Raw genomic sequence first — 22,533 nt, forward strand, 5'->3', positions numbered from 1 at the left:
TAGCTAAATATCAATATATTCACAATAATAACATATTCCCTTTATATTTATTGACAAACATATATCAAACACCTATAATTAACTAAAGCACAGACGATCGGGAGTCTGTAGGAATTATCTTTTTTACATCGTTTTAAAAACGTATGGAGGTTATTATGTTATATGCACTAAAAGGTCTTTGCGTAGTCGGAATGGTTCTTTGTATTACGCTAACACTACTAAAGGTAAAGTCTAACCTAGCAACCGAAGAAGGTAAAGCTGAATGGGCTGAGCAGAAGAAATTTGCACCTTGGAACGCTATGATTGGCGTTGTTGCTAACTTCTTCGATACTCTAGGTATCGGTTCATACGCTACATCTTGTGCACTCTTTAAGATTAGAGGATCCATCAAGGACATATACATCCCTGGTACTCTAAACGTTGGAGATACTCTCCCTGTACTTTTAGAGGCATTCCTATTTTTCGGATTCGTTGAGATTGACACGCTAACACTTATATCCATGCTCATCGCTGCTGTTCTCGGTGCATTTGTAGGAGCAGGAATCGTTACAAAGTGGGATCAGCATAAGGTTCGTATTGGAATGTGCGTTGGTCTACTTATCCTAGGTACTGTAATGGCTTGCAAGGCTGCAGGAATCGGACCTTTCGGTCTAGCTGGAACTGCTCTTGGTCTAAGGGGTATTAAGCTAATCATCGCTATAGTTGTTAACTTCTTCCTCGGCGCTCTTATGAACATCGGTGTAGGACTATACGCACCTTGTATGGCTCTAGTAGCTGTTCTTGGACTAAACATCGGTGCTGCATTCCCTATCATGATGGGATCTTGCGCATACCTGATGGCATTCGGAAATGGTCCTAAGTTCATCAAGGAAAACAGATTCGACATGGTTTGCACACTTTGCCAGATGATTGGTGGAGTTATCGGAGTTTGCATCGCTTACTTCCTAGTAAAGAGCCTGCCACTTGACGTTCTAATGAAGGTTGTCATCGTAGTAGTATTCTTCACAGCATTCATGTTCGGTAAGGATGCTGTTGCTGATAAAAAGAATGCTTAATCAGTAAGTACAATATGACATTACAAAAGGTCTCCGATTGGAGACCTTTTTCTTTTGCTTTTAATTCGTTACGATTGATTAGCTCACATAACTGCATCAAAGTTCGTACTAGCACACTGTAAATTATCAGAATTATTGGGACTAGTCACCAACTTTTTTTGTCTTATAACCCAACTCCTTTTGTCCTATAATCCGCAAATTTTAAATCGCTTCTTACTGCCTGAACTCCAGAACCTTCTCGATTATAGGCTGGATAGACTTCAAATCTACACCATCGTATCCATTTTCAAATCTAGCTTTAGCTTCATCTACCTGAACCTCTGGTACTGGAGCAAATATCTTTTCTCCCATAGCCTTAAGTGCAATCTTATCTGCACTCCTACACTCTCTAGAATCAAACTTTCCAGGTAGCATATAGAAGCAGTCGTCGGGCAACTGCTTACAGCCGTTAAGACCTTTTACAAATGTCCTATACTCCTCTGTAGGTTCAATAATGCCTGTCGTAAATACTATCAGGTTATTATTATCTATTCCAAAATGCGATAAATTAGCTCGAAGCATATTAAAGCGTGTAATCTCACCGCCTCTCAGCCAGCCGCCAAATATTATATTCTTATACATTGATGCATATCCGAGCTTAGCACGCGAATACTTCATAACATCGCAATCCAGAGCTTCTGCTATCCATTCCGCATACTTTTCAGTGATTCCATTGCTAGAGTTATATATTAATATAGTATCTGAACCTTCTGATTCAATTGCACGTCTCTTGGCTGCTTGTCTATTAGGATTCCTCATACGCCTCATATCGTGCGATACAGCCTCATTAACATGTTACCGCACAAACCCTCCTTATCTTCTAAATAATCAAATGCTGAAGGAAATATAGCATCCTACGGCCATTCTCATTCATGAAATAAGGGATGCCGGAATCACCCGTCATCCCTCAACAGTATTATATCATAATCATCTACAATACCGCTTATATTATCTATTTTTGAGTTCTTTTTCCTTCATACGGATTTTTAGAATCATCAGAGCTCTCTTAACATCTTCAGCAGTCATGTTGTTTTCGCCTACGATATTAGATTCGAGTCCTTCCGGATTCTTATTAATATCTACGATGTTATTCTGTAAATACTCATTCTCAACTACGAAAGTAGCCATTGTTCCGCTGAAGTTGAGTCCGGACATTGGAATACCAATTTCCCCAAGCTCTTCAACGCAGTTTGTATAGTCTACGTCACTATTTCCCCATCCGTCAGATGTAAGGATTACACCATCAGCTCTCATGCCTTCAGCCATAATCGCAGCACGCTTACTGTTTCTTAGCTTTTCCTTATTATCATCAGATGTTCCGAATAGAAGAACTCCCATCAGGTCGATACCTGAGTCTGCACCAACAATATCAACTAGTGGATCTCTAAAGTGATGCAAGCTTGTTTCTTTTGTTGAAGGACCAATTCCCATATCAGCACCTCCTTACTGCATTGAACGGATTGCACCGTCTCTATACTCATTAGGAGTTAAGAAGACAGGCATATTGTTCATCTCTATTATAGAACGCCCACCATGAGCGCCTGATGGCTCATCTGGGAACAGATATGTGTCGTACATAGCGCCCTGACCAGCAACCTGTCTAATAATCAGCACTTTCTTTTGTCCTGGTCTAGCGATGTCATGATACTCATGACGCTCTGTAGCTTTATTGCCATCGAATTTCTTCATAAGCTCTCTGTATACCTGAATAAAATCATCGCAAGCCTGATGAGCTTCTAGGCAGCCGTGTCTCTCCTGACCCATATCCTTTTTGAATGTAATATCAAAAGAGATAATATAGTCATCTTCTCCAGGTGTTCCTGCTCTACCAAGCACTAGCTGCTCGTTAAGCTGACCTTCTGAAGAACCAAACTCGTGTGTCTGTTTTCCTTCAGTATCAACACCAGTAAGCATCACATATACACCTGTTAATGTATGAGTGATACCTTCTCCGCACTTTCCAAGAACCTTTGCCGAGATAGGGATGATGTCCATAATAGTGTTAGTCCATCTATCATGCTCTCCTGGCTTAATTATCTGAATATCGATACTGTCAATTGTTTCATACTTCTCTAGAAGTGATGGGATAAGCTCTTTGGACACAGTCATAACACCGTTATATCCAACGCTACTCTGGTCCCCCATCTCAACTTCATTCATATGAAAAGCCTTAATGACAAGTCTTCTCAAATCAATTTCCTGTACACTCATATACATACCTCAATATTTTAGCTTCTATATAATTTACGTGATATTTCCCAGTCTGTTCAATCATTCTTATGAAGTAGGCGGCATAAATGTTAAGAATTTCTCGAACATACTTTAGAAAAAAGGGGCAGATATAAATCTGCCCCGTCTTCGTTTCCGATGTCCTATTCAATTAAGAACTAGATTACAGCATGATACTCGAAAGGCAGTGGAACGATCTTTCCTGGAGTCTCAATTGTCTCGAGAAGCTCCAGTGTAGCCTTTACGATAGCTTTCTGCATATCTACATCATGTGGAGCACCTGCGTTAGCACCCATAGGCACGATAGGAGCAGCTGCACGTGGAGATCCAGCCTGTCTTACAACTGGTGGAAGCGCCGCGATAATAACTGTTGGAATTCCAGCAGCCTCGATTGCTCTCTGCACGATTGTTGCAGAGCGGTGGCAAGTTCCTCATCCAGCTGTGAGGATTGCAGCATCGGCACCCTCATCCTTAAGCATCTGAGCGATCGCTGGGCCTGTCTCGTTGGTGAACTTCTCGATGTTTCCACCACCACCCATGAATCCAGCATGTGTAGGTGCACAAGCCTTGATGAAGCCTTCTTCTCTTAGCTCGTGAAGTCTGTCGATAGGGAACATGCAGTTGATGTCCTTATTTACGTCAGAGTTATCATATCCACCGTGTGTTACCATTAGCTCGCTTGACGGAATATCATCTGGAATCTTTCTCCAAGTGAAGTCTCCAGCGAGGTTAAATCTCTTATCTGTCTTTACGTGTACACCTGCAGCAGTAGCAAGAGCAACCGTCATCTCTTTGAGTGGCTTAGTTACTGGTGTAAATACTGACTTAGGTGTAATAGGAACAAATATTTCAGATTGTAAGCCTTTTACAACTGTCATACTCATTTGTCTTTTCCTCCTTAGTTATTTGTGCTTTTCAGCATATTCAGCACGACGTCTGTTTAGAATATCGATATTACTTACGTACTTTTCGTTGACTTCCGGTCCTTCTTGTTCTATGAAGCTCATATTCCATGCGACCGTCTGTCCAACCTCTAGTGGATAATCTGAAATCACCATTCTCATAGGCACTTTGAGTTCACCTAAACGACCTTTAATGTCTACGCAGATTCCTACATCGTGTACCTCTGTGATGACTCCTTCAACTTTGATTATCTTATCTCCGTACTTCATCTATAATATCTACCTTTCTAATATAAGATTAGTCGTACTTTTCCTTTCTCTTTTCACTGATTGGAAGTGACTGCTCGTTCTCAACGAGTTCCATCTTAGCGCCAGTAGCTTTCTCAATGAGCTCAACGTTGTTGTTCTTAACATTTACGTTGTAGGTTCTCTCTGGAGCCTTAACTTCTTCGCCAGCCATCTTAGCTTTCAGCATAGCAAGTCCACGGATAGCATCCTCTGTGCAGAGTGTGTTGCAAGCAAGAACTTCGTTCTCGATTCCGGACATGGACTTGTTGTTGTCGATCATTGCATCGCAGTACTTGTTTCCTGTTACGAGAGCACCCTGTACAGCACAGAATGAGAATCCAACAACTGGAATTCCTCTCTTACCAATCTGCTCGATGTGGGAAGTGAAGTCAACGTGGTTGTTTCCGAATCCTTCTGTTGTAACGAATGCACCATCAACGTCCATTGACTCAACCATCTGACCAAGTCTTCTGGATACATAGAACTTGTCGGCATTAGCCTGAGGTGATCCAACGAAGATAACACCTACTACGTCGATGTCTTCATCATGTACTGACTCAAGAACTAGTGGCTCTCTCCAGTAGTGTCTGGACATTTCCTTTGAAGCAGGTCCGATACAAGTTAGAGCGTGGATACAACCATCTAGCACCTCGAGTGGGTTAGCCATTACCGGAACGTTACCGAGGTCAACGTTTGGCTTAGCTCCTAGTACGCCTACAGGATCGTTAGGGAATAGGAAGTTGTCGTGCATAGCACCCTGTCCCATGATTTCCTTAACGATAACAACCTTCTTCTTTCCAGGGTGTCTTGTCTGCTTAAGAACCTGCTCCTCTGATGGAGTAACATCCTTAAGATCTCTCTTCATAGCTTCTCTGATCTCAGAAACTACGTGGTCTACAGCAGTATGAACTGCGATAGGTCCCGGTCTTTCCATGTTCTTTAGGTTGTCGATAACTGCGTGAGCAATAATCATAATCTCACCCTTATCAACAGCTCCTGGACGACCCCACATCATGTTCTCGTCAATGTATCCCTCGGATGAACCGAACTCACCAACCTGAACACCTTCTTCTGTAATACCAGTTACGACCATTACTACACCATCAAGAACCTGAGTAACGCCTTCACCAAGTCCCATATCGGAATCTGCCTTTGTAGCAATTGGCTGGATGTCCATTACTGTCTCTGTGTATACGTGGTAATCATCTGGTGTGATTAGACTAAGCTCTAGAGACTGTACTAGCTTCTGTGCTTCAGCACCCTCTGTAGCTGCGCTCTTACGAACGTAGAGAGTATCTCCCTCAATCTTAGTCTCGTCTCCAAGAACAACCTTGTTGATCTTGTAGTGCTTTCTTGTCATCTCTCTTAGAACAGTCTCAGTATGCTCTTCAACCGGAGCTGCTGCTACTGCTGCTGGAGCTGCTGTTGCTACTGTCTGAGCTGGAGCTACAACGCCACCACCAAGTCCTGCTGGGAGCTCGATGTCGATGTTCTTTCCCTCTCCGATGTGTAGCTTGATTGTTCCTGTTGCTGCAACTGAAGCTACTGGAGCTGCTGCCGCAGCTGGAGCCTCCTCTACTTCAGCAACTGGAGCCTCTTCCTCTGCAACCTCATCAGCATCGTACTTATCAACGATGTCTGCTGTGATTGGAGTTAAAGAATCAACAGTTTTAGTTAGTTTCGATCCGTTTAGTACCTGACCGAGCTTGAGAGCGCCATCGACATTCAGCAGACCAGAATCAATTAGATCTGGGAAAATTGCTGGATCTTCGAAGTTAGCAGGCTCAAGAACGGTTCCTTCTTCTGCTCTGCAGCATAGTACCGCTGGGTCGTTCGCATGTTGTTTAGCTGTTTCAGCTGTGATTGACATATCGATCTTCCTCCTTAAAAATATTGCCTTTGCAAATGCAAAATTTTATATATTTACTCCGACTGTGCTTCATGTGATCGGGCACATGAAGCACTCGGATTAAATATCAACTAGTTATTCTCAACGTTGTCTACTACGTTAAGATCCTGATCAACCTGTTTAGAAACTCTTAAAGTTCTATATAGTGGGTGATCAACAGCTCTCATGATGTGGTCTGTCTGGTGTATAACCTTAAGTCCCATCTTAGGACCAGAAGCCATTACAGTGTTCGAGCAATCGGAGCAGTTTCCGATGATTACGTACTCGCACTTATCCTTCTTGAACTGTAGGTTGTTTGATACCTGACCTGGGCAGTTTCCTGGTCTCTCGCACTTTCTTGTACCGTTAGGCATCTCCTGTGCCTGTTTGCAGTAGCAAAGCGAAACTTCCTTCGCATTGTACTTCTTGCAAAGCTCCTGCATTCTCTCATAGTTGCCACCACATGCACATACCAGAATACCCATGCTTGCTCCATGTAGATCTAGGAATGGCATCGATACCAGAATAGCTCCAGTTGTCTTAGTGATAGGAGCTTCAAGTGTAGTTGACTTTCCAGTGAATGCACCACCCATTACGATTTCGCCATACTCACCATCAATTCCACCGGCTCTCTCGATTAGAGAAGCAACGCTTGTTCCTACTGGAACGTCCATGAATACGTGAGCGTCGTGTCCACCGTTGAGCTTACCTCTTACTGTAAGATGCTTTAGGAAAGACGGCTTTCTCTCGTCTACCGCCTCAGCTACTCTAGCGCAAGTCTCACTATTGATAACTACAGACTTTGCAGCTGACGGAAGCTGGCTTGGCTCTAGCTCGATTCCTAGACATTCTCTTACTACCGCTCTTTCTTCACCCATTGGGTAAATGTCTGGTAGAAGATGTCTTGAAATATTTGGCTCATCCTTTAGACATTCGTCAAGGATTTCAACAGCCTTACGATTCTTCTTCTTAATAGCAACGATAGCCTTATCTGCTCCAGAGATTTCCATACAGAGCTTAACTCCGCGGATAACCTTCTCTGGTTCCTCCTCAATCTGCTGAATGTTGTGCTTTAGTCCAGGCTCACACTCAGAAGCATTAACAAGGATGTAGCCTCCATCCTCAAAATGAGCATCTAGTTTAACTGCAGTTGGGAATCCAGCTCCGCCCATTCCTACAACACCAGCAGCCTTAACCATCTCTAGAGGTGTTCCCTCTTCAATCTGAACGAACTCGTCCTTCTGCTCTTCATCAGGCTTAATAACAATCATCTCGTCTGTTATTTCTTCAACAACACCGTAAGCGCTGGAGAAGATATTTGCGCCGAGACCTGTTGGTTCTGCGATGAGGGTACCCTTCTTAACTTTGTCACCAACTTTAACAATTGGAGCACAAGGCTTACCTACATGCTGTCTCAACAAAATCTGCAAATTTTCCATGACACAGTCTCTCCTTAAATATTTTGAATCTACAAATCATTAATGTGTATCGTTCGAAAAGCCACACAAATAAAGGTAATGCGCGTTCTTTTCTAGATTGATGATAACATAACGATTTATTCATTTCAATGATAATTGTTAGATTATCTATTGAGTTTTTCAATAGATAAATTTCTGACACATGACGATATTATTTATACACTATTGGCATAATTTTGTCATGTATTTAAATCAGTAATTTCTATTGATATCGAAATTTAATTGTATTTTCTTGATACTTTATTTACAACATTTTTATATAAATGTAATAGTTACAGTGCTTAAATCAGACTATCATACAACAAATGAGTTAATTTTATTAATACACATTTGTTATATTATTGACTTTTATTGTCTCCTGCTCTATAGTTTACGTAGGTGGCAATTATTTATTTCACACTTATGTAACCTAAGGAGGTACATGACTATGGCATTAACTACTAAGATTGATTACAAGAAGTATACTGATGCTATCAGAACTATCGAGGCTCATACTGAAGGTGAGTACTGCAGAGTAGCTCTTGATTGCCCAGAGACAGAAGGTAACACAATGATCGAGAGAAAGCACTATCTCGAAGAGCATTATGATTATGTAAGAACTGCTCTTATGTTCGAGCCTCGTGGACATCACGACATGTTCGGTGCTTTCGTTGTAGAGCCTTGCAACAAAGAAGCTGATTTCGGCGTATTCTTCATGGATGGCGGCGGCTACCTCAACATGTGCGGCCACTGCACAATCGGTGCTGTAACTGCAATTCTTGAAGGCGGACTTATGGAGATGAAGGAGCCTCAGACCGAGGTTGTTCTTGAAGCCCCAGCCGGAATCATCAGAACAATTGCTGATGTTAAGGATGGAAAGGTTACCGGAGTAACTCTTACGAACGTTCCCGCATTCAGATATAAGAAGGATCTTCACGTTGAGTACGAAGGCAAGGATATTGTGTATGATATCTGCTTTGGCGGTTCGTTCTTCGCTCTTGTTGATACAGAGAAGAACTTCGGTATCAAGGTTGGTCCTGACACAGCAGGCTTCTTAACTAAGTTCTCAAGCTTCATGCTGCAGGAAGTTAACAAAACAGTTGAGATTCAGCACCCAGAGCTGGACATCACATCTGTTGACCTGGTTGAGAACTACTCAACCACAGATACTCCGGATGCCGACCTGCGCAACCTTGTAGTCTTCGGTGATCCTGCCGATCCTCAGCTGGACAGATCTCCATGCGGAACCGGTACATCTGCTAAGATGTCTCTGCTCCACGCACTAGGTGAGCTTCCGGTTGGTAAGGAATTCGTATATGAGTCATTCATAGGAACTAAGTTCTACGGCATGATTCAGAGCGAGACTAGGGTCGGAGAATTCGATGCGGTTGTTCCTCAGGTTAAGGGAGCAGCATACCTCTGCGGAGAAGCTACTTGGTTCATCGATCCGGACGATGCTCTGGGAAAGGGATTCGTAGTTCCTAAATAAGCTACATAATACAATCTTTTTTCATAACGACTACGGGACTGACGACTGTCAGTCCCGTAGTTTTTCATTGTAGAATTTTTTATCTTATTAGCACAAAGGAAAGAGCCAAGCAAAGCCTGGCTCAAAAGGAGTTGATCAATCTATCTATGCGGTAAAATAGTGTTTCTAAACTGGGAATTCGATTGCGATGTCTTTGCCCTCCCCGATATAGAGCTTAACAACGCCGCCGACAACTGACATATTAACGTTCTGTACTTGTCCACCAATTGAGGGTTCTGTTAGTGCGCCTGCTTCTGCTACTTCTTCAGTCTCTTCAGCAGCCTCATCAACTTCTTCGTCGTATTTATCAACAATGTCTGGAGTAATAGGAGTTAGGGAATCAACGGTCTTGGTTAACTTAGATCCGTTGAGCACCTGTCCAAGCTTGAGCGCTCCATCTATGTTGAGTAGTCCAGTATCAATTAGATCAGGAAAAATTGCCGGATCTTCAAAGTTTGCCGGAGTTAGTTCAGTTCCCTCCTCTGCTCTGCAGCAAAGAACCGCAGGATCATTCTTGTGCGCTTGCGCTGTTTCAGCTGTAATCGACATTACAATACACCTCCATAAATTTTCATTTTCATTACGTTAATGAGATTACCACCTAAACACTATAATCTCAATAGATTTGCCTATTGGTAAATTCTATTTGAATAGATTCTATTATTGAAAATTTATCATTGAAATAATTTATATCCCATATGATTAAGTTTTATCTCGGCACGCCTTTAATACTTTTCTTGAATAATTAACGACATTAGCCTTACACAAAAAGTGAAATACCACAACTCGACTGAGTTGTGGTATTTAGTATGGTGCGCCCACAGGGACTCGAACCCCGAACCTTCACATTCGTAGTGTGACGCTCTATCCAATTGCGCTATAGGCGCCCAAAACGCTATAACAATCTATCATGATATAGCATTCTTGTCAAGTGAATCCAATGGTTCAATCGTGTTATCTTTCGATTTTGCTCTTCTGGCTACGTGCCACGATTCCGAGAACAATCTCCCTTGGAACAAGTTTCGAGGCAACCGCAGCTACCTTGACTATCATATTTGGAATTATAATTATCTTACCCTTATCAGCTTCATCAATGCAGTAAGACACACATTCTCTTGCAGAAATACCTTTGAGTGAAAATTTTACATTGGCAACATCATTGAACTCCGTGTTTACAGGTCCAGGACACAACGCATGAACTTGAGCACGGCTGCCTAAGCGTTTCAGTTCTTCGGCTAAAGCATTTGTAAGAGAAACTACATACGACTTAGTTGCATAGTACGTAGCCATATAAGGTCCGCCAGGCATGAGTCCAGCGACAGAACCAACGTTGATGATGTGTCCATGATCACGTTCGATAAAATGAGGCATCATCTCATGAGCTATATAGTGAAGCGCCTTGACGTTTACATCAATCATATTTAAATCTTTTGAAATATCACTCCGGTCAAACCTGCCCACTGCTCCGAAGCCTGCATTATTGATAAGTATATCTAGAGGCATCTCGCGCTTTGATTTGAGATGTGAAACGAGATTCTCGCATTCATTTAAGTCTGATAAATCAGCCGTGATGCACTCGCATTCAACATAATAGTCACTTGCTAGCTCTTGCCCAAGGTCAACGAGTCTATCCTCTCTCCTTGCAACGAGTATAACTGAGTAACCTTCAGCGGCAAGCTGGCGCGCAAATTCAGCTCCGATGCCCGAGCTGGCACCGGTTATACACGCAAGTCCGCTAGCTGGACTAACGGACTTTATATTTGGAATACTGATTGTCTGCGTGTTCATTACAGTCTATTTCTCCTATTATTCTTGTATAGCAACATGAAATAGTAGATGCAGAGTACGAATAGAACCCCGCCGAGCACAACGCTTACTATGCGAATCATAATAGCACCTTCTTTCGGTTAATTTTGTGAGCGAAACCAACTATATTGAATAAAACAAGTTTATATGGTAAGTTTCAGGTTATTCTAATAGCACGTACTATTAGGTCATCTCCAAGTTTTTGCAGAATAGCTGTCACCTTATCAGGATAGCCACAATAAGTTTGAGTGTAATTTAGCAATCTCGGAAGCTCTACTAGTTCTTGGAGTAATATTTGCCTCTCTTCGGATAGACTTCCTTGATGGTTCCCTTGCGGAATTCATCATTTAGCTGCTGCAAATCATCTATCTGCGACTGAAGAACTTTACCTATATCTGTATCAATTATCAGCATACGCTCCGGTAACGTGTGAGTCGTCACGATATTAGGATTGTTAAATTCCTGCGTGCCGTCTGGCTGCAGTGGATGATATGGCTCATGCTCCGATAGCGCCATAAACCAAGAGTTAAAGATAAATGTGTATCCCGCAATTCCAGTCGTCTTCTGGTATGCCTTAGAAATACCACCATCTATTACTATCAGCTTACCCTCGCCCTTAATCGGGCTCTCTCCGTCCTTAATTTTAACCGGCACGTGACCATTAAGAATGATTCCCCTCGTTGGATCAAGATCGAAGTCACGGATAATCTTGATACAGATATCCTTATCCTTAATCAGCTTATAGTATGGAACAGTGCGTTCTTTGTGTGTAGCTTTGTCTGCAATGAACAGTCTCTCAAAGGTCGTCATCTTATCCTTGCCGAATAGAGGCGAGTCCGGACCGAGCCAGAGATACCACATCAGGTTAGCGGCATCGGCTTTATCGAGCTCGCATCCAGGATTGAAGTACACCTCTCTGAGTTCCTGATCTAGCTGTCTCATGAGAGCCGCTCCATGGTTAGTCTTACCAGCAATTGAAACATCCATAAATTCGCCATCCTCTGTAAATGGAATGCATCCATGGAACAGAAGGTTGCCGTTATAAGTAGTAAATAGCGCTCCGTGAGTGTACAGGAAGTTGATATGATCCTGAAGTTTTCTGGAATTTGTAATGGATGCCTCTAGAGCTACCATTACCTCTTCCTCTTCATGGCTAAGTTTGTATGGATCAGCTGGATCTATAGTCGGTAGGTTCGTATCCTTAATCGGATAAGTCTCACCATAGCACTCAACAGTTCCCTTCTTGAGATCAATTTTATCTAGCATTAGTCTATGATCCATCTTAAACTCTGGATGATTCATAATCGTCTGACCTTCAACCTTGAATTGGATGATTGCAATCATCTTGTGCATCTTAGCTGCAAGCTCTTCTGGAATCGGATCAAATCTATTCTTTTCAAGCACATGAGGCATGAAGTCTGCGCACGGGTCATCTCCGTAAATCTGCTGAGCACGTGTCGCTAGCGGACGTAGGTTAATGCCGTATCCGTACTCGAGCATATCGAAGTTGTTGTAGCTGACATTCATGCGGATTATATTTGCGATGCACGGTCTATTTCCACAAGCTGCACCCATCCATACGATGTCGTGGTTACCCCACTGAATGTCTACACTGCGGCGTGACATCAGGAAGTCCATAATCTTGTGAGGTTTAGGCCCTCTGTCAAAAATATCTCCGATGATATGCAAGTGGTCGACTGCCAGCTCACTTATCGTATTAGCAATTTCTGTAATAAGTGTCTTGGCAATTTTGAACTCAATTACAGAATCGATAATCTCCTGGTAGTATTTCTGTCTGTTGTCATCGTCATCTGCGAACATCAGCTCATCCATGATATAGCCAGTGTTGTCAGGAAGGATTCTTCTAACCTTAGATCTGGTATATTTGTTAGAAACCGCTCTACAGATGATGATCAGTCTATAGATAGCCGCGGAGCACCATGCGTTGAAATCATCTTCATTTGCTTCGCGTCTCTTGAGCTCATTTACAGGGTCGTAGATAAGAGCAGCCAGTTGCTCCCTATCAGTTGCACTCAATATAGTTCCGAAATTCTCGTCGATTTTCATCTTGATAGTTCCGGATGCACTACGCACAAAATACTGGAACGCATCGTATTCACCGTGAAGATCGCTCAGGAAGTATTCCGTACCCTTTGGCAGGGCAAGTATCGCTTTAAGATTGACAATTTCAGTGTTTACAGAACGATGATTAGGATATTTCTGAGCTAGCATCTCGAGATACTTGTTGTTAGACATCGTGTTCCTCCACTCTCATGAGGTCTGCACCTAAACTCTTGAATTTGCCTACAAAGTCTTCATATCCTCTTTCGATATGATAAATTTCACTGACCTCAGTCGTTCCAGTTGCTACGAGTCCCGCAAGAACCATCGCTGCACCTGCACGGAGGTCTGTTGATCTAACCTTTGCACCGTGAAGCTGCTTACCACCCGGGATTGTCGCCTCTCTGCTATTATCTGCAGAAATATCTGCGCCCATTCGGTTGAGCTCAACCACGTGCATAAATCTATTTTCAAAAACTGTTTCTCTAACAACACTTGTTCCCTCAACGGTAGTCAAGAATGCCATGAACGGCGACTGAATGTCTGTAGGAAAACCCGGATATGGAAGTGTCTTGATATCTGTAGCAACAAGGTTTCCTTCAGTTGCATCTACGAGTATGCCATAGTCTTCAACGTCAACTTTAACACCACACTCCTTGAGCTTAGCGATTATCGGTCTAACGTGTCCAGGGATACCATTCTTGATAAGAACTTTTCCTCTAGTAATCGCTGCCGCAAGCATGAAAGTACCGCACTCAATTCTATCCGGAATTACTGTATGGATAGCACCTGAAAGTCCTTCAACTCCCGTGATACGGATAGTATCTGTACCTGCACCCTTAATCTTGGCACCCATCTTGTTGAGCATATTTGCCAAATCGACAATCTCTGGCTCCTTAGCTGCATTCTCGATAATTGTTGGGCCCTTAGCAAGAGCCGCTGCCATTAGGATATTCTCTGTCGCTCCAACACTAGGGAAGTCTAGATAGATAGCATCACCAACAAGGCCGTCTTCTGGAGCCTCGATTACAATACATGAATGTTCTAAGTCCTCTGTCACTGTTGCACCAAGAGCTTTAAATCCCTTGAGGTGGAGGTCAATCGGTCTCTTTCCAATTGTGCATCCCCCAGGTAGAGGCATAACTACCTTGCCAAACCTTGCTAGCAGAGGTCCCATTGCCATTGTAGAAGCCCTCATCTGGGATACTAACTCCGCATCTCCTTCTACAGTGGTAATCTCAGCCGCACTAACCGACAGTCTACCTGAACTAGGCGTAGATACGACAGCACCAAAGCTCTCGAGCATCTTGTGCATAACCATTACGTCTGATAGCTCTGGAACACCGTCAATCACACATGTATCCGGTGTCAGCAGAGTCGCCGCCATTAGTGGAAGAACAGCATTCTTCGCACCGCTAATTTTAACTTCTCCCTCTAAAGATCCGCTGTTGTTAACTAGTATCTTTGCCACTGAAATTTCTCCTTGATAAATAGTTATAGAGATGCTGAAAAGCATCTCTTAAATAATTGCCTTATGTTCGTTATCTGCGTCTTTTTTTACGAATTCTGTTAGGACTATCATAGCTCATATCGTCCATCTCATATCGATTTGCACGCTTCTTTGACTTCTTGCTAAATGACTTGAGCGCACCAGCAGCAGTTCCCACATTGCCTGCAGTCCTTATAATAGAGCGGTTTTCGTTGATTTTGTTGCTTACACTCGCAAACATGTCGATCACATTATCGATCTGTTCATCCACTTGCTCTGTTCTAGCTGCAGCAATCGTCGTCATTCTCTTGGTATCAGCTAACAGCTCATCCACGTTTCTAAGCGTGCCAGCTAACTTGATAGCTAATCTAATCAAGAAAACTATGAGTATAAACAGTGCAATCAGCACTAGCAATATTGCTGCCTGCTTGATGTCTAATGAGACTCTCATCATTCCCTCCTTCTACTCCATGGGTAGTACCTAAATTATACCTTAGGCATATTGTATGTTCAATCTTATAAATATTTGTTTAATCCAACCTGTATGTTGCGACTTACAGATATATGCGTTTAATCAGTTCAGTGTAGTCCTCACCATCAGGATTGTAGACTGCTATTTCTGGTAGCATCTTGAGGTCAGGCTTTGCTCCTGCGACAGCATGGATTAGAACCATGTTAGCTGGTTCTCCGCTGCTCGGTACGATGAGTTGCAGCTCCTTAGGCTCTAGTGCTGCTGCTCGCAGCGCTTCGATGATGTCCGGTAGGCGTGATGGCCTGTGTATCATGTAGAAGTCACCGCCGGACTTCAAGATTCCGCTGGCACATCTCGCAAATTCAGCGATGCTTGCAGTCGTCTCATGACGCGCTATAAACTTCGCGCTGTCTTCATTTGGAATTCCCGAGCCTCGTCTAAAGTATGGTGGGTTTGAGACTACTGCATCGAAGTCGCTTTCATACCCTTTGAGCTCAGAGATATCGGTTAGAACAAAGTTTATCCGACTCTCTAGTTTATTCATCACACAGCCTCTCTCAGCCCTATCTAGCGACACTTGATTCTTTTCAAAGCCCACGAATTCAGATAGTGGTAGCTTGTGCGCAAGTACAAACGGAATTATGCCATTGCCCGTTCCGAGGTCAGCTACACGCGTCTTGAAGTGACTCTTGATAGCCTTCGCACCAGTCTCTCCGCTGGCAAAAGCTGCCAGTAGCACAGCATCAACCCCGTAGCTGAAGCCATCCCCCTGCACGACCTTGAATCCACCCATACCTATCTCATCGATTCGCTCTGATTTTCTCTCCATATGCCTCTAATCCTTGCTCTATGCAAATCAAGTTACTAAACTAGTCGCGTATCAGTTCTTTGATTTCCTTCAAAGTTTCTTCATCTAGATCACCTAGATCATCATTCTTCTTATGACTATGTTTCTTATCTATGCGCTTGATTTCTTTCTTGAAGTAGATATTGTAATCAGGGCCAAGCGTATCCTCGCCAGTTTCATTATCCTCGACGATTAACCTAGCTGTAACCCTGCCGTTAAATAGATCTACGTTTATAACCTTCGCTACTCCGTCAGGCGTTTCAATACATTCTCCCTCGTTAGGCATTCCCTTACGAAGCTCCTGATACGTCTTGTTCTCAAAGTTTAAGCAGCACATAAGTCTGCCGCAAGTACCAGATATCTTGGATGGATTGAGCGAGAGATTCTGCTGCTTAGCCATCTTGATAGATACTGGCTGGAAGTCGCTGAGCCACTTGCTGCAGCAAAGCGGTCTACCGCAAATTCCGATGCCGCCGAGCATCTTCGCCTCATCTCTAACCCCGATTTGGCGGAGCTCTATTCTCATCTTAAACTGAGAGGCTAAGTCTTTTACAAGCCCTCTAAAGTCGATTCTACCGTCCGCTGAAAAGTAGAATATAACCTTGGTGCCATCGATTGTGAACTCTGTATCTACGAGTTTCATGTCCAACTTGTGCTGTAAAATCTTCTCTTCGCAGACTTTCATAGCATCATCTCTCTTAGCTAGATTGTCCTTGTATCTCCGGATATCTTCCTTAGAAGCCTTGCGTTCTACGCCCTTGAGCGGAGCCACAAGTTCACTCTCTTCAATCTCGCAGTTAGCTATCGAAATATGCCCAAGCTCCATACCTCTTGCCGTCTCCACGATGACTAGCTCGCCTAGCTCGTAGATAACGCCTGCTGGATCGAAGTAATATGTCTTGCTGCCTTTCATAAAGCCTACGCCTATAATTTCTACCATCTATCAATTTCCCTTCTTATCTATTCAAAACCGAATACTATGTACCCGAATTAGTTGCTATTTATCGATTATTTTTATTAAGAAATAGTGAGTTTAGCGCATAATCTGGAGTCATGCCGCGCTTAATGTTAATCCTCGTATCTTCAACTTGATCTATCATCTGAAGTAGCGCTTCAGCGTCCTGAGGCAAATTGCCACCACCGAGCAGTCTCTCATGCAAATTCTCCTCTAGCGCATCGAGAAATTTAAATGCCTCCTCGTTACTTTTAAAATTTTTCTTGACGATATCACGAATCTTGAAGAAATATGTCTTACCAAGCCACTCCTTCATCAGAGCTTCAACGCTATCAGAATTGCTGCTATCTTGCGTTTCCTCATTAACCCTGAGTTCAACGCATCTGGATCTAACTGTTGGTAGCAGCGACTCTTTGTTATCAGTAGCCAGTATTATAACTGTCCCAGGGTATGGTTCCTCCAAAGTCTTGAGAAGTTTATTTTGAACTATCTCGCTTAGCCTCTCAGCATTGTCGATGACACCTACATTACGTTCTCCATACGGTCTCATCCCCAGTCGCTCTATCATGGCTGCTGCATCGACAGTCTTGTAAGTCTCTTTGCCACTCTGATTCATGAAGAATAAATCTTCATGAGTACCTCCATTAACCCTAATGCACGCGGGGCAGATCCCACATGCATGTCCAGAAACATGGGTATTAGGACAAATTATATCCTTAACAAAGCTTCTAATATATTCGTCCCGCGATTCATCGCTTCGTCCTTCCAGTATATATGCATGTGCGTATTCCCGTGCCATATCTCTCCCATATACTCTGATAGTTGCAAATATCTCGAGCCATCTATTGTTGGGTTCACTTTATCTTTATAGAACCTCAAGCTTCGAATATATATCTTCTTTGATCTCGTCTATAGTTCTAGTCGCATCAATTCTAATCACTCGCTCTGGATACTTATCACATAGTGCCTTATATCCTTCATACACACGGTAATGAAAATCCAGTTTCTGTTGCTCTAATCTATCCCTCACGCCTTTACCGATTCTAGACCTGCTAATTTCAGGGTCAAGATCCATAAAGAAAGTAATATCCGGCTCAAGACCGCCTGTCGCATACCTGTTCACCTCAGCTACCTGATCTCCGAGATTTCTACCATAGCCCTGATATGCGATGCTGGAATCCACAAATCTATCGCAGATTACAACCACGCCCCTATCGAGTGCCGGCCTTATCTTCTCTGCGACATGCTGTGCTCTCGCTGCTGCATATACAAACATCTCTGTGATGTCGTCCATTTCAGCATTCTCATTATCTAAAACGATGCTGCGGAGCTTCTCGCTGATCGATGTTCCGCCGGGCTCTCGGGACACTACGACTTCCCTGCCTACATTTGCAAAATATGACTTAATATTCTCAACTTGTGTGCTTTTACCGGAGCCATCTGGTCCTTCAAGCGTAATAAATATTCCCTTTGGCACCATGCCACCACCTATCTATGTGTACTTCTATCAGATTGCTCTATCGAATCTGGAATGTGGATTGTAAATCCCTTTTCTCTATTTTTTTTGCGTTCTGCTGCCTCGCGCTTCTCAGCAGCCTGCTTAGCCTGCTTCTTGCCACTTACTGTCGAAAAGTAGTCTGCAAGCAGATACCTTCCAAGAACAGCCATAGGTATAGTTAGTAGCAGAGCCAATATGTATTTGAACAATATCATTAGGGCCTTCCTTCCCACACTTTGTGTATTATAATTTCACATTTATACAGAATGTATTATACCATAAGATTAAGGAAGATACAGTTTCCATAAAGTGTCTTTTTGGCAAAAACATGAATATACTCGTGACAGTCTTTATTATACTTTTATTCTTATCAAAATAAGTTAGTCCCGTGTATGCATGCTACCCTACAACTGAAGTCATTAATATGGTAAACTTAATTAGTTAATTAGATTTAAACGCAGGAGGATTAATATGAATTCAATAGAACTCAGCGAACTCATCTATCCTGAGATTGCATGCGATACTGACTACGAGACCATATACCCTAAGCGTAATCTCCCGGAAGGCGCTAAAGTTACAAGACTCGGTCCAAGTCCTACCGGATTTATCCATCTCGGCAACCTTTACGGAGCTTTTGTAGACGAGAGACTCGCTCACCAGAGTAACGGTATTTTTTACCTCAGAATCGAAGACACTGACGATAAGAGATTTGTCGAAAATGCTGTAGAAACAATCATCTCTTCTCTCGCATTCTTTGGAATCAAGTTCGATGAAGGTGTCACTGAGAATGGCGATGTCGGAAACTACGGCGATTATACACAAAGCCACCGCGGCGAAATATATAGATTTTATGCCAAGAAGTTGCTCGCTGAAGGCAAAGCTTACCCTTGCTTCCTCACCGAGGAAGAAATCAGTGCAATAAGAGAGCAGCAGGAGCAGGAGAAACTAGCACCTGGTATCTATTCAGGTTGGTCGAAGTACAGGGATTGGTGTAAGGATCCAGAGATTCAGAAGATTGTTACTGACCACATGGAGGCCGGTGACCCATTTGTAATAAGACTGAAATCAGATGGTGTTCCTAATGCTGTCGGCGAAGACATAAAGAGAAATAAAGTCATTGATGGAATCAGAGGTTCTCTCGATGTACCTGAAAACTTCCAGGATATCGTAATCGTAAAGACTACAGGTATACCAACTTACCATTTTGCACACGCTATCGATGATCACCTAATGAGGACGACTCATGTCATCCGTGGAGAAGAATGGCTACCTTCACTTCCAATTCACGTTGAGCTCTTTGAGAAGCTCGGATTTGAGCTTCCAGTATACTGCCACACTGCTCAACTGATGAAGATTGGCGAGGATGGCAACAAGAGAAAACTATCTAAGCGTAAGGATCCAGAGCTTTCTCTCGATTACTACAGAGATCAAGGATATCACCCTGCTGCAGTTAGAGAATATCTGCTTACCATTCTCAACTCGAACTACGAAGAATGGCGTATGGAGAACCCAGAAGCGGATATCAACGAATTCATTTTCACCACTGAGAAGATGAGTAACTCCGGTGCGCTCTTTGACCTCGACAAGCTCAACGACGTGAGCAAGGAAGCCATGCTGCACATTCCTGCAGCTGAAATCGCAGAGTTCCTAAAGGCCTGGTCACTCGAGTTCGCCCCTGAATACGAATATGTATTTAAGGACATGGATCTGCTCGTTAAAATTCTCGACCTTGGTAGAGATGAAAAGAAACCACGTAAGGATCTCGTATATGCAAGACAGATTATAGAGTTCATCAGCTACTTCTATGACCAGAGCTTCAAGATTGTTGATGAAGTTCCTGCTGAGGCTGTTTCTGATAAGATTCAGATTCTAGAATCTTACCTATCATCTTACAAACACGCAGACACACAGGAAGAGTGGTTCAACAAGATTAGAGAAATTGCAACTGAGCTCGGCTATGCTGCAAAGCCTAAGGATTTTAAGAAGAACCCCGATGACTACAAGGGTCATGTAGGACATGTAAGTACAGTTATCAGACTAGCTCTCGTTGGTCGTGCACAATCCCCTGACGTATGGGCAATTCAGCAGATTATGGGCGAAGATATGGTTAGAAGCAGAATTAACCGAATGATAGAAGAGGAGAAATAAAATGGAACCAATTCTAGTTATCATGGCTGCGGGAATGGGAAGTCGCTACGGCGGACCAAAGCAGATTGACCCGATTACTTCAGAGGGCGATATAATCATGGATTTCTCCCTCTACGATGCTTACCGGGCTGGCTTCAGGAGAGTAGCTTTCATAATCAAGGAAGATTTTGAAAAGGACTTTAAGGCTCACATCGAAGGTAGAGCTGGAAAACTTTTTGAAACACACTATGCAATTCAGGACATTCACGACCTACCTGCAGGTTACTATGTTCCAGAAGGAAGAACGAAGCCCTGGGGTACCGGTCACGCTGTCCTAGCAGCAAGGGATTACATCGATGCACCTTTTGCAGTTATCAACGCTGACGACTACTATGGTCAGGAAGCGTTTGAGAAGATCTATAAATTCCTCAATGAATTCGCTGATGCCACTCATCACTGTATGGTAGGTTTCAAAATCGAAAACACTCTCTCCGCAAACGGCTCCGTCGCTCGTGGACTTTGTGAAGTTACGGACGGATTTTTGTCGGATATTGAGGAACATTCGGATGTAATTCGTGAGGATGATGGCGTAATTCGTGCAACAAACTCTAAAGGTGTGAGGCACAATGTGCCAGATGGCCATTCAGTTTCTATGAACCTTTGGGGATTCGGTACTGAATTCTTAGGCATCATGAAAGATGGCTTCCCTGTCGCGCTTGATAATATCATGGAAGAGAACCCGCTAAAAGGAGAATACTTCCTCCCTTACTGCATCGATAACGAGGTAAAAGCAGACAGAGCTACTGTTGCAGTCCTTCAGTCGAGCGATAAGTGGTTCGGTGTTACCTACAAGGAAGACAAGGATGAGGTTGCTGCAAAGCTTGCTGAGATGAAGACCGACGGAAAGTATCCAAAAATTCTCTGGTAATTATGCAATACTATTATTGGAGTTGTAACATTTAAGTAGAGTCTGTAAATCCACCAAATTCTCATGGTAGTATATCAATGAAAGGATTGGTGAGACTATGTAATACGACAATTCATTCAAGCAGGAAGCCCTCGAACTTTCAGACGAAATCGGTGTCAGAAAGGCTGCAGAGCAGCTTGGCATTCCATATTACACACTTGCTGATTGGCGATATATCCGAAAGCATCAAGGTGCTTCATATTTTGTAGGCAGTGGTTACAAACATAAACCTGTTGACGAGAAAGATCGTCGGATACAGAAGCTTGAAGCCGAACTGCGTGAAACCAAGCGAGCCAATGAGATACTCAAGGATGCCCTCGTTTTTTTCGCAGAAAGCCGAAAGAAGTAAAAGCGCATCATTGCTATGAATTCATACACTCCAGAGAAGGTATATGGTCTGCAAACTCTATGTGTCATTTACTGGAAGTGAGTGAGTCAGGCTATTACAGGTATCTTAAGAATCTTGGTAAGCCTGACAAGGATGCGGTTCTTTCGGCAGCTATACAGACCATCATTGATGAGTCTGTATTCAATGACAACTATGGAGTTCCCCGTATGCAGATGGTTCTTGCGCTAAGAGGGCAAAAGGTCGGTATACGCAAGCTCAGACGGATCACGCTCAAAATGGGACTAATCCATGAACAAAAGCACAGACCTAAGGGCCTGACCAAAGCTACAACCGAGATTCAGGAGAAGGAAAACCTGATCCGGCAGGACTTCTCCGCAGATAAGCCATATACTAAGCTACTTACAGATATATCTCAGATACAATACATCGATGGAAAACTGTACATTTCACCGATCATAGACTGCTTTAAGGGGAGCTCCTATCGCTCATCATGCGTGATAACATGAAGAAAGAATTATGTATCGATACTCTTAAAGCTGCACGGATTAGATACCCAATCAGTGGGGAGACCCTGCA

22 protein-coding genes and 1 tRNA gene are annotated in these 22,533 nt (G+C 43.1%); 5 read left to right on the top strand and 18 right to left on the bottom strand.

What is annotated here, in order from left to right:
* Positions 1 to 155 precede the first annotated feature (155 nt).
* Complete coding sequence (locus AXF17_RS07915) at positions 156 to 1,055, top strand: permease (protein ID WP_207651555.1); 900 nt, start codon at positions 156 to 158, stop codon at positions 1,053 to 1,055.
* A gap of 213 nt (positions 1,056 to 1,268) precedes the next feature.
* Here AXF17_RS07915 and AXF17_RS07920 read toward each other — a convergent pair whose 3' ends face one another.
* The 7 genes from AXF17_RS07920 to prdC all read right to left on the bottom strand — a co-directional run bounded on the left by AXF17_RS07920 (position 1,269) and on the right by prdC (position 7,840).
* Positions 1,269 to 1,853 carry a flavodoxin domain-containing protein gene (locus tag AXF17_RS07920; RefSeq protein ID WP_169711343.1) on the bottom strand — a complete coding sequence of 195 codons (585 nt, stop codon included), beginning with the start codon at positions 1,851 to 1,853 and terminating at the stop codon, positions 1,269 to 1,271.
* 189 nt (positions 1,854 to 2,042) lie between these two features.
* Entirely contained in the window at positions 2,043 to 2,525 is a 483-nt protein-coding gene (locus tag AXF17_RS07925) for a glycine/sarcosine/betaine reductase component B subunit (protein ID WP_094234550.1), read from the bottom strand.
* 12 nt (positions 2,526 to 2,537) lie between these two features.
* Entirely contained in the window at positions 2,538 to 3,305 is a 768-nt protein-coding gene (gene prdD, locus AXF17_RS07930; protein WP_094234551.1) for a proline reductase cluster protein PrdD, read from the bottom strand.
* A gap of 176 nt (positions 3,306 to 3,481) precedes the next feature.
* Complete coding sequence (gene prdB / locus AXF17_RS07935; protein WP_094234552.1) at positions 3,482 to 4,207, bottom strand: D-proline reductase (dithiol) protein PrdB; 726 nt, start codon at positions 4,205 to 4,207, stop codon at positions 3,482 to 3,484.
* A gap of 18 nt (positions 4,208 to 4,225) precedes the next feature.
* Positions 4,226 to 4,495: a CBO2463/CBO2479 domain-containing protein gene (locus tag AXF17_RS07940; RefSeq protein ID WP_094234553.1), complete on the bottom strand. Its 270-nt coding sequence runs from the start codon at positions 4,493 to 4,495 to the stop codon at positions 4,226 to 4,228.
* A gap of 28 nt (positions 4,496 to 4,523) precedes the next feature.
* Complete coding sequence (gene prdA, locus AXF17_RS07945) at positions 4,524 to 6,383, bottom strand: D-proline reductase (dithiol) proprotein PrdA (RefSeq protein WP_094234554.1); 1,860 nt, start codon at positions 6,381 to 6,383, stop codon at positions 4,524 to 4,526.
* Between the two features lie 110 nt (positions 6,384 to 6,493).
* Positions 6,494 to 7,840 (bottom strand): proline reductase-associated electron transfer protein PrdC, encoded by a 1,347-nt coding sequence (gene prdC / locus AXF17_RS07950; protein ID WP_094234555.1) that lies wholly within the window; start codon positions 7,838 to 7,840, stop codon positions 6,494 to 6,496.
* A 466-nt stretch (positions 7,841 to 8,306) separates the two neighbouring features.
* Here prdC and AXF17_RS07955 point away from each other — a divergent pair, with 466 nt between their 5' ends.
* The gene (locus AXF17_RS07955) at positions 8,307 to 9,347 is read left to right on the top strand and encodes a proline racemase family protein (protein ID WP_094234556.1); all 1,041 of its coding nucleotides are present in this window, start codon (positions 8,307 to 8,309) and stop codon (positions 9,345 to 9,347) included.
* Between the two features lie 165 nt (positions 9,348 to 9,512).
* Here AXF17_RS07955 and AXF17_RS07960 read toward each other — a convergent pair whose 3' ends face one another.
* The 11 genes from AXF17_RS07960 to AXF17_RS08010 form a co-directional block, all read right to left on the bottom strand.
* On the bottom strand, positions 9,513 to 9,935 hold the full coding sequence (locus AXF17_RS07960) for a sugar transporter (RefSeq protein WP_094234557.1): 423 nt from the start codon (positions 9,933 to 9,935) through the stop codon (positions 9,513 to 9,515).
* Positions 9,936 to 10,196: 261 nt separating this feature from the next.
* Positions 10,197 to 10,273: transfer RNA gene (locus AXF17_RS07965), tRNA-Arg, on the bottom strand.
* 67 nt (positions 10,274 to 10,340) lie between these two features.
* Complete coding sequence (locus AXF17_RS07970; protein ID WP_094234558.1) at positions 10,341 to 11,174, bottom strand: SDR family NAD(P)-dependent oxidoreductase; 834 nt, start codon at positions 11,172 to 11,174, stop codon at positions 10,341 to 10,343.
* 294 nt (positions 11,175 to 11,468) lie between these two features.
* Complete coding sequence (locus tag AXF17_RS07975; RefSeq protein WP_094234559.1) at positions 11,469 to 13,448, bottom strand: fructose-1,6-bisphosphatase; 1,980 nt, start codon at positions 13,446 to 13,448, stop codon at positions 11,469 to 11,471.
* Entirely contained in the window at positions 13,441 to 14,724 is a 1,284-nt protein-coding gene (murA, locus tag AXF17_RS07980) for a UDP-N-acetylglucosamine 1-carboxyvinyltransferase (RefSeq protein WP_094234560.1), read from the bottom strand. Before murA ends, AXF17_RS07975 begins: the two co-directional genes overlap by 8 nt.
* 70 nt (positions 14,725 to 14,794) lie before the next feature.
* On the bottom strand, positions 14,795 to 15,196 hold the full coding sequence (locus AXF17_RS07985; RefSeq protein WP_157682603.1) for a DUF948 domain-containing protein: 402 nt from the start codon (positions 15,194 to 15,196) through the stop codon (positions 14,795 to 14,797).
* A 100-nt stretch (positions 15,197 to 15,296) separates the two neighbouring features.
* Entirely contained in the window at positions 15,297 to 16,043 is a 747-nt protein-coding gene (locus AXF17_RS07990; RefSeq protein WP_094234562.1) for a tRNA1(Val) (adenine(37)-N6)-methyltransferase, read from the bottom strand.
* A 40-nt stretch (positions 16,044 to 16,083) separates the two neighbouring features.
* Positions 16,084 to 17,001, bottom strand: a complete 918-nt coding sequence (locus tag AXF17_RS07995; RefSeq protein ID WP_094234563.1) for a PSP1 domain-containing protein — start codon at positions 16,999 to 17,001, stop codon at positions 16,084 to 16,086.
* A gap of 61 nt (positions 17,002 to 17,062) precedes the next feature.
* Entirely contained in the window at positions 17,063 to 17,815 is a 753-nt protein-coding gene (locus AXF17_RS08000) for a hypothetical protein (protein WP_094234564.1), read from the bottom strand.
* A 66-nt stretch (positions 17,816 to 17,881) separates the two neighbouring features.
* A complete protein-coding gene (gene tmk, locus AXF17_RS08005) occupies positions 17,882 to 18,496 on the bottom strand; it encodes a dTMP kinase (protein WP_330398490.1) in 615 nt (204 codons plus the stop codon).
* Positions 18,497 to 18,504: 8 nt separating this feature from the next.
* Positions 18,505 to 18,729: a hypothetical protein gene (locus AXF17_RS08010; RefSeq protein ID WP_094234565.1), complete on the bottom strand. Its 225-nt coding sequence runs from the start codon at positions 18,727 to 18,729 to the stop codon at positions 18,505 to 18,507.
* 256 nt (positions 18,730 to 18,985) lie between these two features.
* Between AXF17_RS08010 and AXF17_RS08015 the strand changes: the two genes are divergently transcribed.
* The 3 genes from AXF17_RS08015 (at position 18,986) to AXF17_RS08030 (ending at position 22,463) form a co-directional block, all read left to right on the top strand.
* Complete coding sequence (locus AXF17_RS08015) at positions 18,986 to 20,662, top strand: glutamate--tRNA ligase (RefSeq protein ID WP_094234566.1); 1,677 nt, start codon at positions 18,986 to 18,988, stop codon at positions 20,660 to 20,662.
* Between the two features lies 1 nt (position 20,663).
* On the top strand, positions 20,664 to 21,569 hold the full coding sequence (locus AXF17_RS08020; protein WP_094234567.1) for a nucleotidyltransferase family protein: 906 nt from the start codon (positions 20,664 to 20,666) through the stop codon (positions 21,567 to 21,569).
* 447 nt (positions 21,570 to 22,016) lie between these two features.
* Positions 22,017 to 22,463, top strand: a complete 447-nt coding sequence (locus AXF17_RS08030) for an IS3 family transposase (RefSeq protein WP_094234568.1) — start codon at positions 22,017 to 22,019, stop codon at positions 22,461 to 22,463.
* Positions 22,464 to 22,533: the final 70 nt, after the last annotated feature.

It is taken from the genome of Mogibacterium pumilum (assembly GCF_002243385.1).
In the GTDB taxonomy this organism is placed as follows: Bacteria; Bacillota; Clostridia; order Peptostreptococcales; family Anaerovoracaceae; genus Mogibacterium; species Mogibacterium pumilum.

Bases quoted from the DNA above. Each gene is read 5' to 3' on its own strand.
- AXF17_RS07915 (WP_207651555.1), top strand. From the start codon at position 156: ATGTTATATGCACTAAAAGGTCTTTGCGTAGTCGGAATGGTTCTTTGT.
- AXF17_RS07920 (WP_169711343.1), bottom strand. From the start codon at position 1,853: ATGAGGAATCCTAATAGACAAGCAGCCAAGAGACGTGCAATTGAATCA.
- AXF17_RS07925 (WP_094234550.1), bottom strand. From the start codon at position 2,525: ATGGGAATTGGTCCTTCAACAAAAGAAACAAGCTTGCATCACTTTAGA.
- prdD (WP_094234551.1), bottom strand. From the start codon at position 3,305: ATGAGTGTACAGGAAATTGATTTGAGAAGACTTGTCATTAAGGCTTTT.
- AXF17_RS07940 (WP_094234553.1), bottom strand. From the start codon at position 4,495: ATGAAGTACGGAGATAAGATAATCAAAGTTGAAGGAGTCATCACAGAG.
- prdA (WP_094234554.1), bottom strand. From the start codon at position 6,383: ATGTCAATCACAGCTGAAACAGCTAAACAACATGCGAACGACCCAGCG.
- prdC (WP_094234555.1), bottom strand. From the start codon at position 7,840: ATGGAAAATTTGCAGATTTTGTTGAGACAGCATGTAGGTAAGCCTTGT.
- AXF17_RS07955 (WP_094234556.1), top strand. From the start codon at position 8,307: ATGGCATTAACTACTAAGATTGATTACAAGAAGTATACTGATGCTATC.
- AXF17_RS07960 (WP_094234557.1), bottom strand. From the start codon at position 9,935: ATGTCGATTACAGCTGAAACAGCGCAAGCGCACAAGAATGATCCTGCG.
- AXF17_RS07970 (WP_094234558.1), bottom strand. From the start codon at position 11,174: ATGAACACGCAGACAATCAGTATTCCAAATATAAAGTCCGTTAGTCCA.
- AXF17_RS07975 (WP_094234559.1), bottom strand. From the start codon at position 13,448: ATGTCTAACAACAAGTATCTCGAGATGCTAGCTCAGAAATATCCTAAT.
- AXF17_RS07985 (WP_157682603.1), bottom strand. From the start codon at position 15,196: ATGATGAGAGTCTCATTAGACATCAAGCAGGCAGCAATATTGCTAGTG.
- AXF17_RS07990 (WP_094234562.1), bottom strand. From the start codon at position 16,043: ATGGAGAGAAAATCAGAGCGAATCGATGAGATAGGTATGGGTGGATTC.
- AXF17_RS07995 (WP_094234563.1), bottom strand. From the start codon at position 17,001: ATGGTAGAAATTATAGGCGTAGGCTTTATGAAAGGCAGCAAGACATAT.
- AXF17_RS08000 (WP_094234564.1), bottom strand. From the start codon at position 17,815: ATGGCACGGGAATACGCACATGCATATATACTGGAAGGACGAAGCGAT.
- tmk (WP_330398490.1), bottom strand. From the start codon at position 18,496: ATGGTGCCAAAGGGAATATTTATTACGCTTGAAGGACCAGATGGCTCC.
- AXF17_RS08010 (WP_094234565.1), bottom strand. From the start codon at position 18,729: ATGATATTGTTCAAATACATATTGGCTCTGCTACTAACTATACCTATG.
- AXF17_RS08015 (WP_094234566.1), top strand. From the start codon at position 18,986: ATGAATTCAATAGAACTCAGCGAACTCATCTATCCTGAGATTGCATGC.
- AXF17_RS08020 (WP_094234567.1), top strand. From the start codon at position 20,664: ATGGAACCAATTCTAGTTATCATGGCTGCGGGAATGGGAAGTCGCTAC.
- AXF17_RS08030 (WP_094234568.1), top strand. From the start codon at position 22,017: ATGTGTCATTTACTGGAAGTGAGTGAGTCAGGCTATTACAGGTATCTT.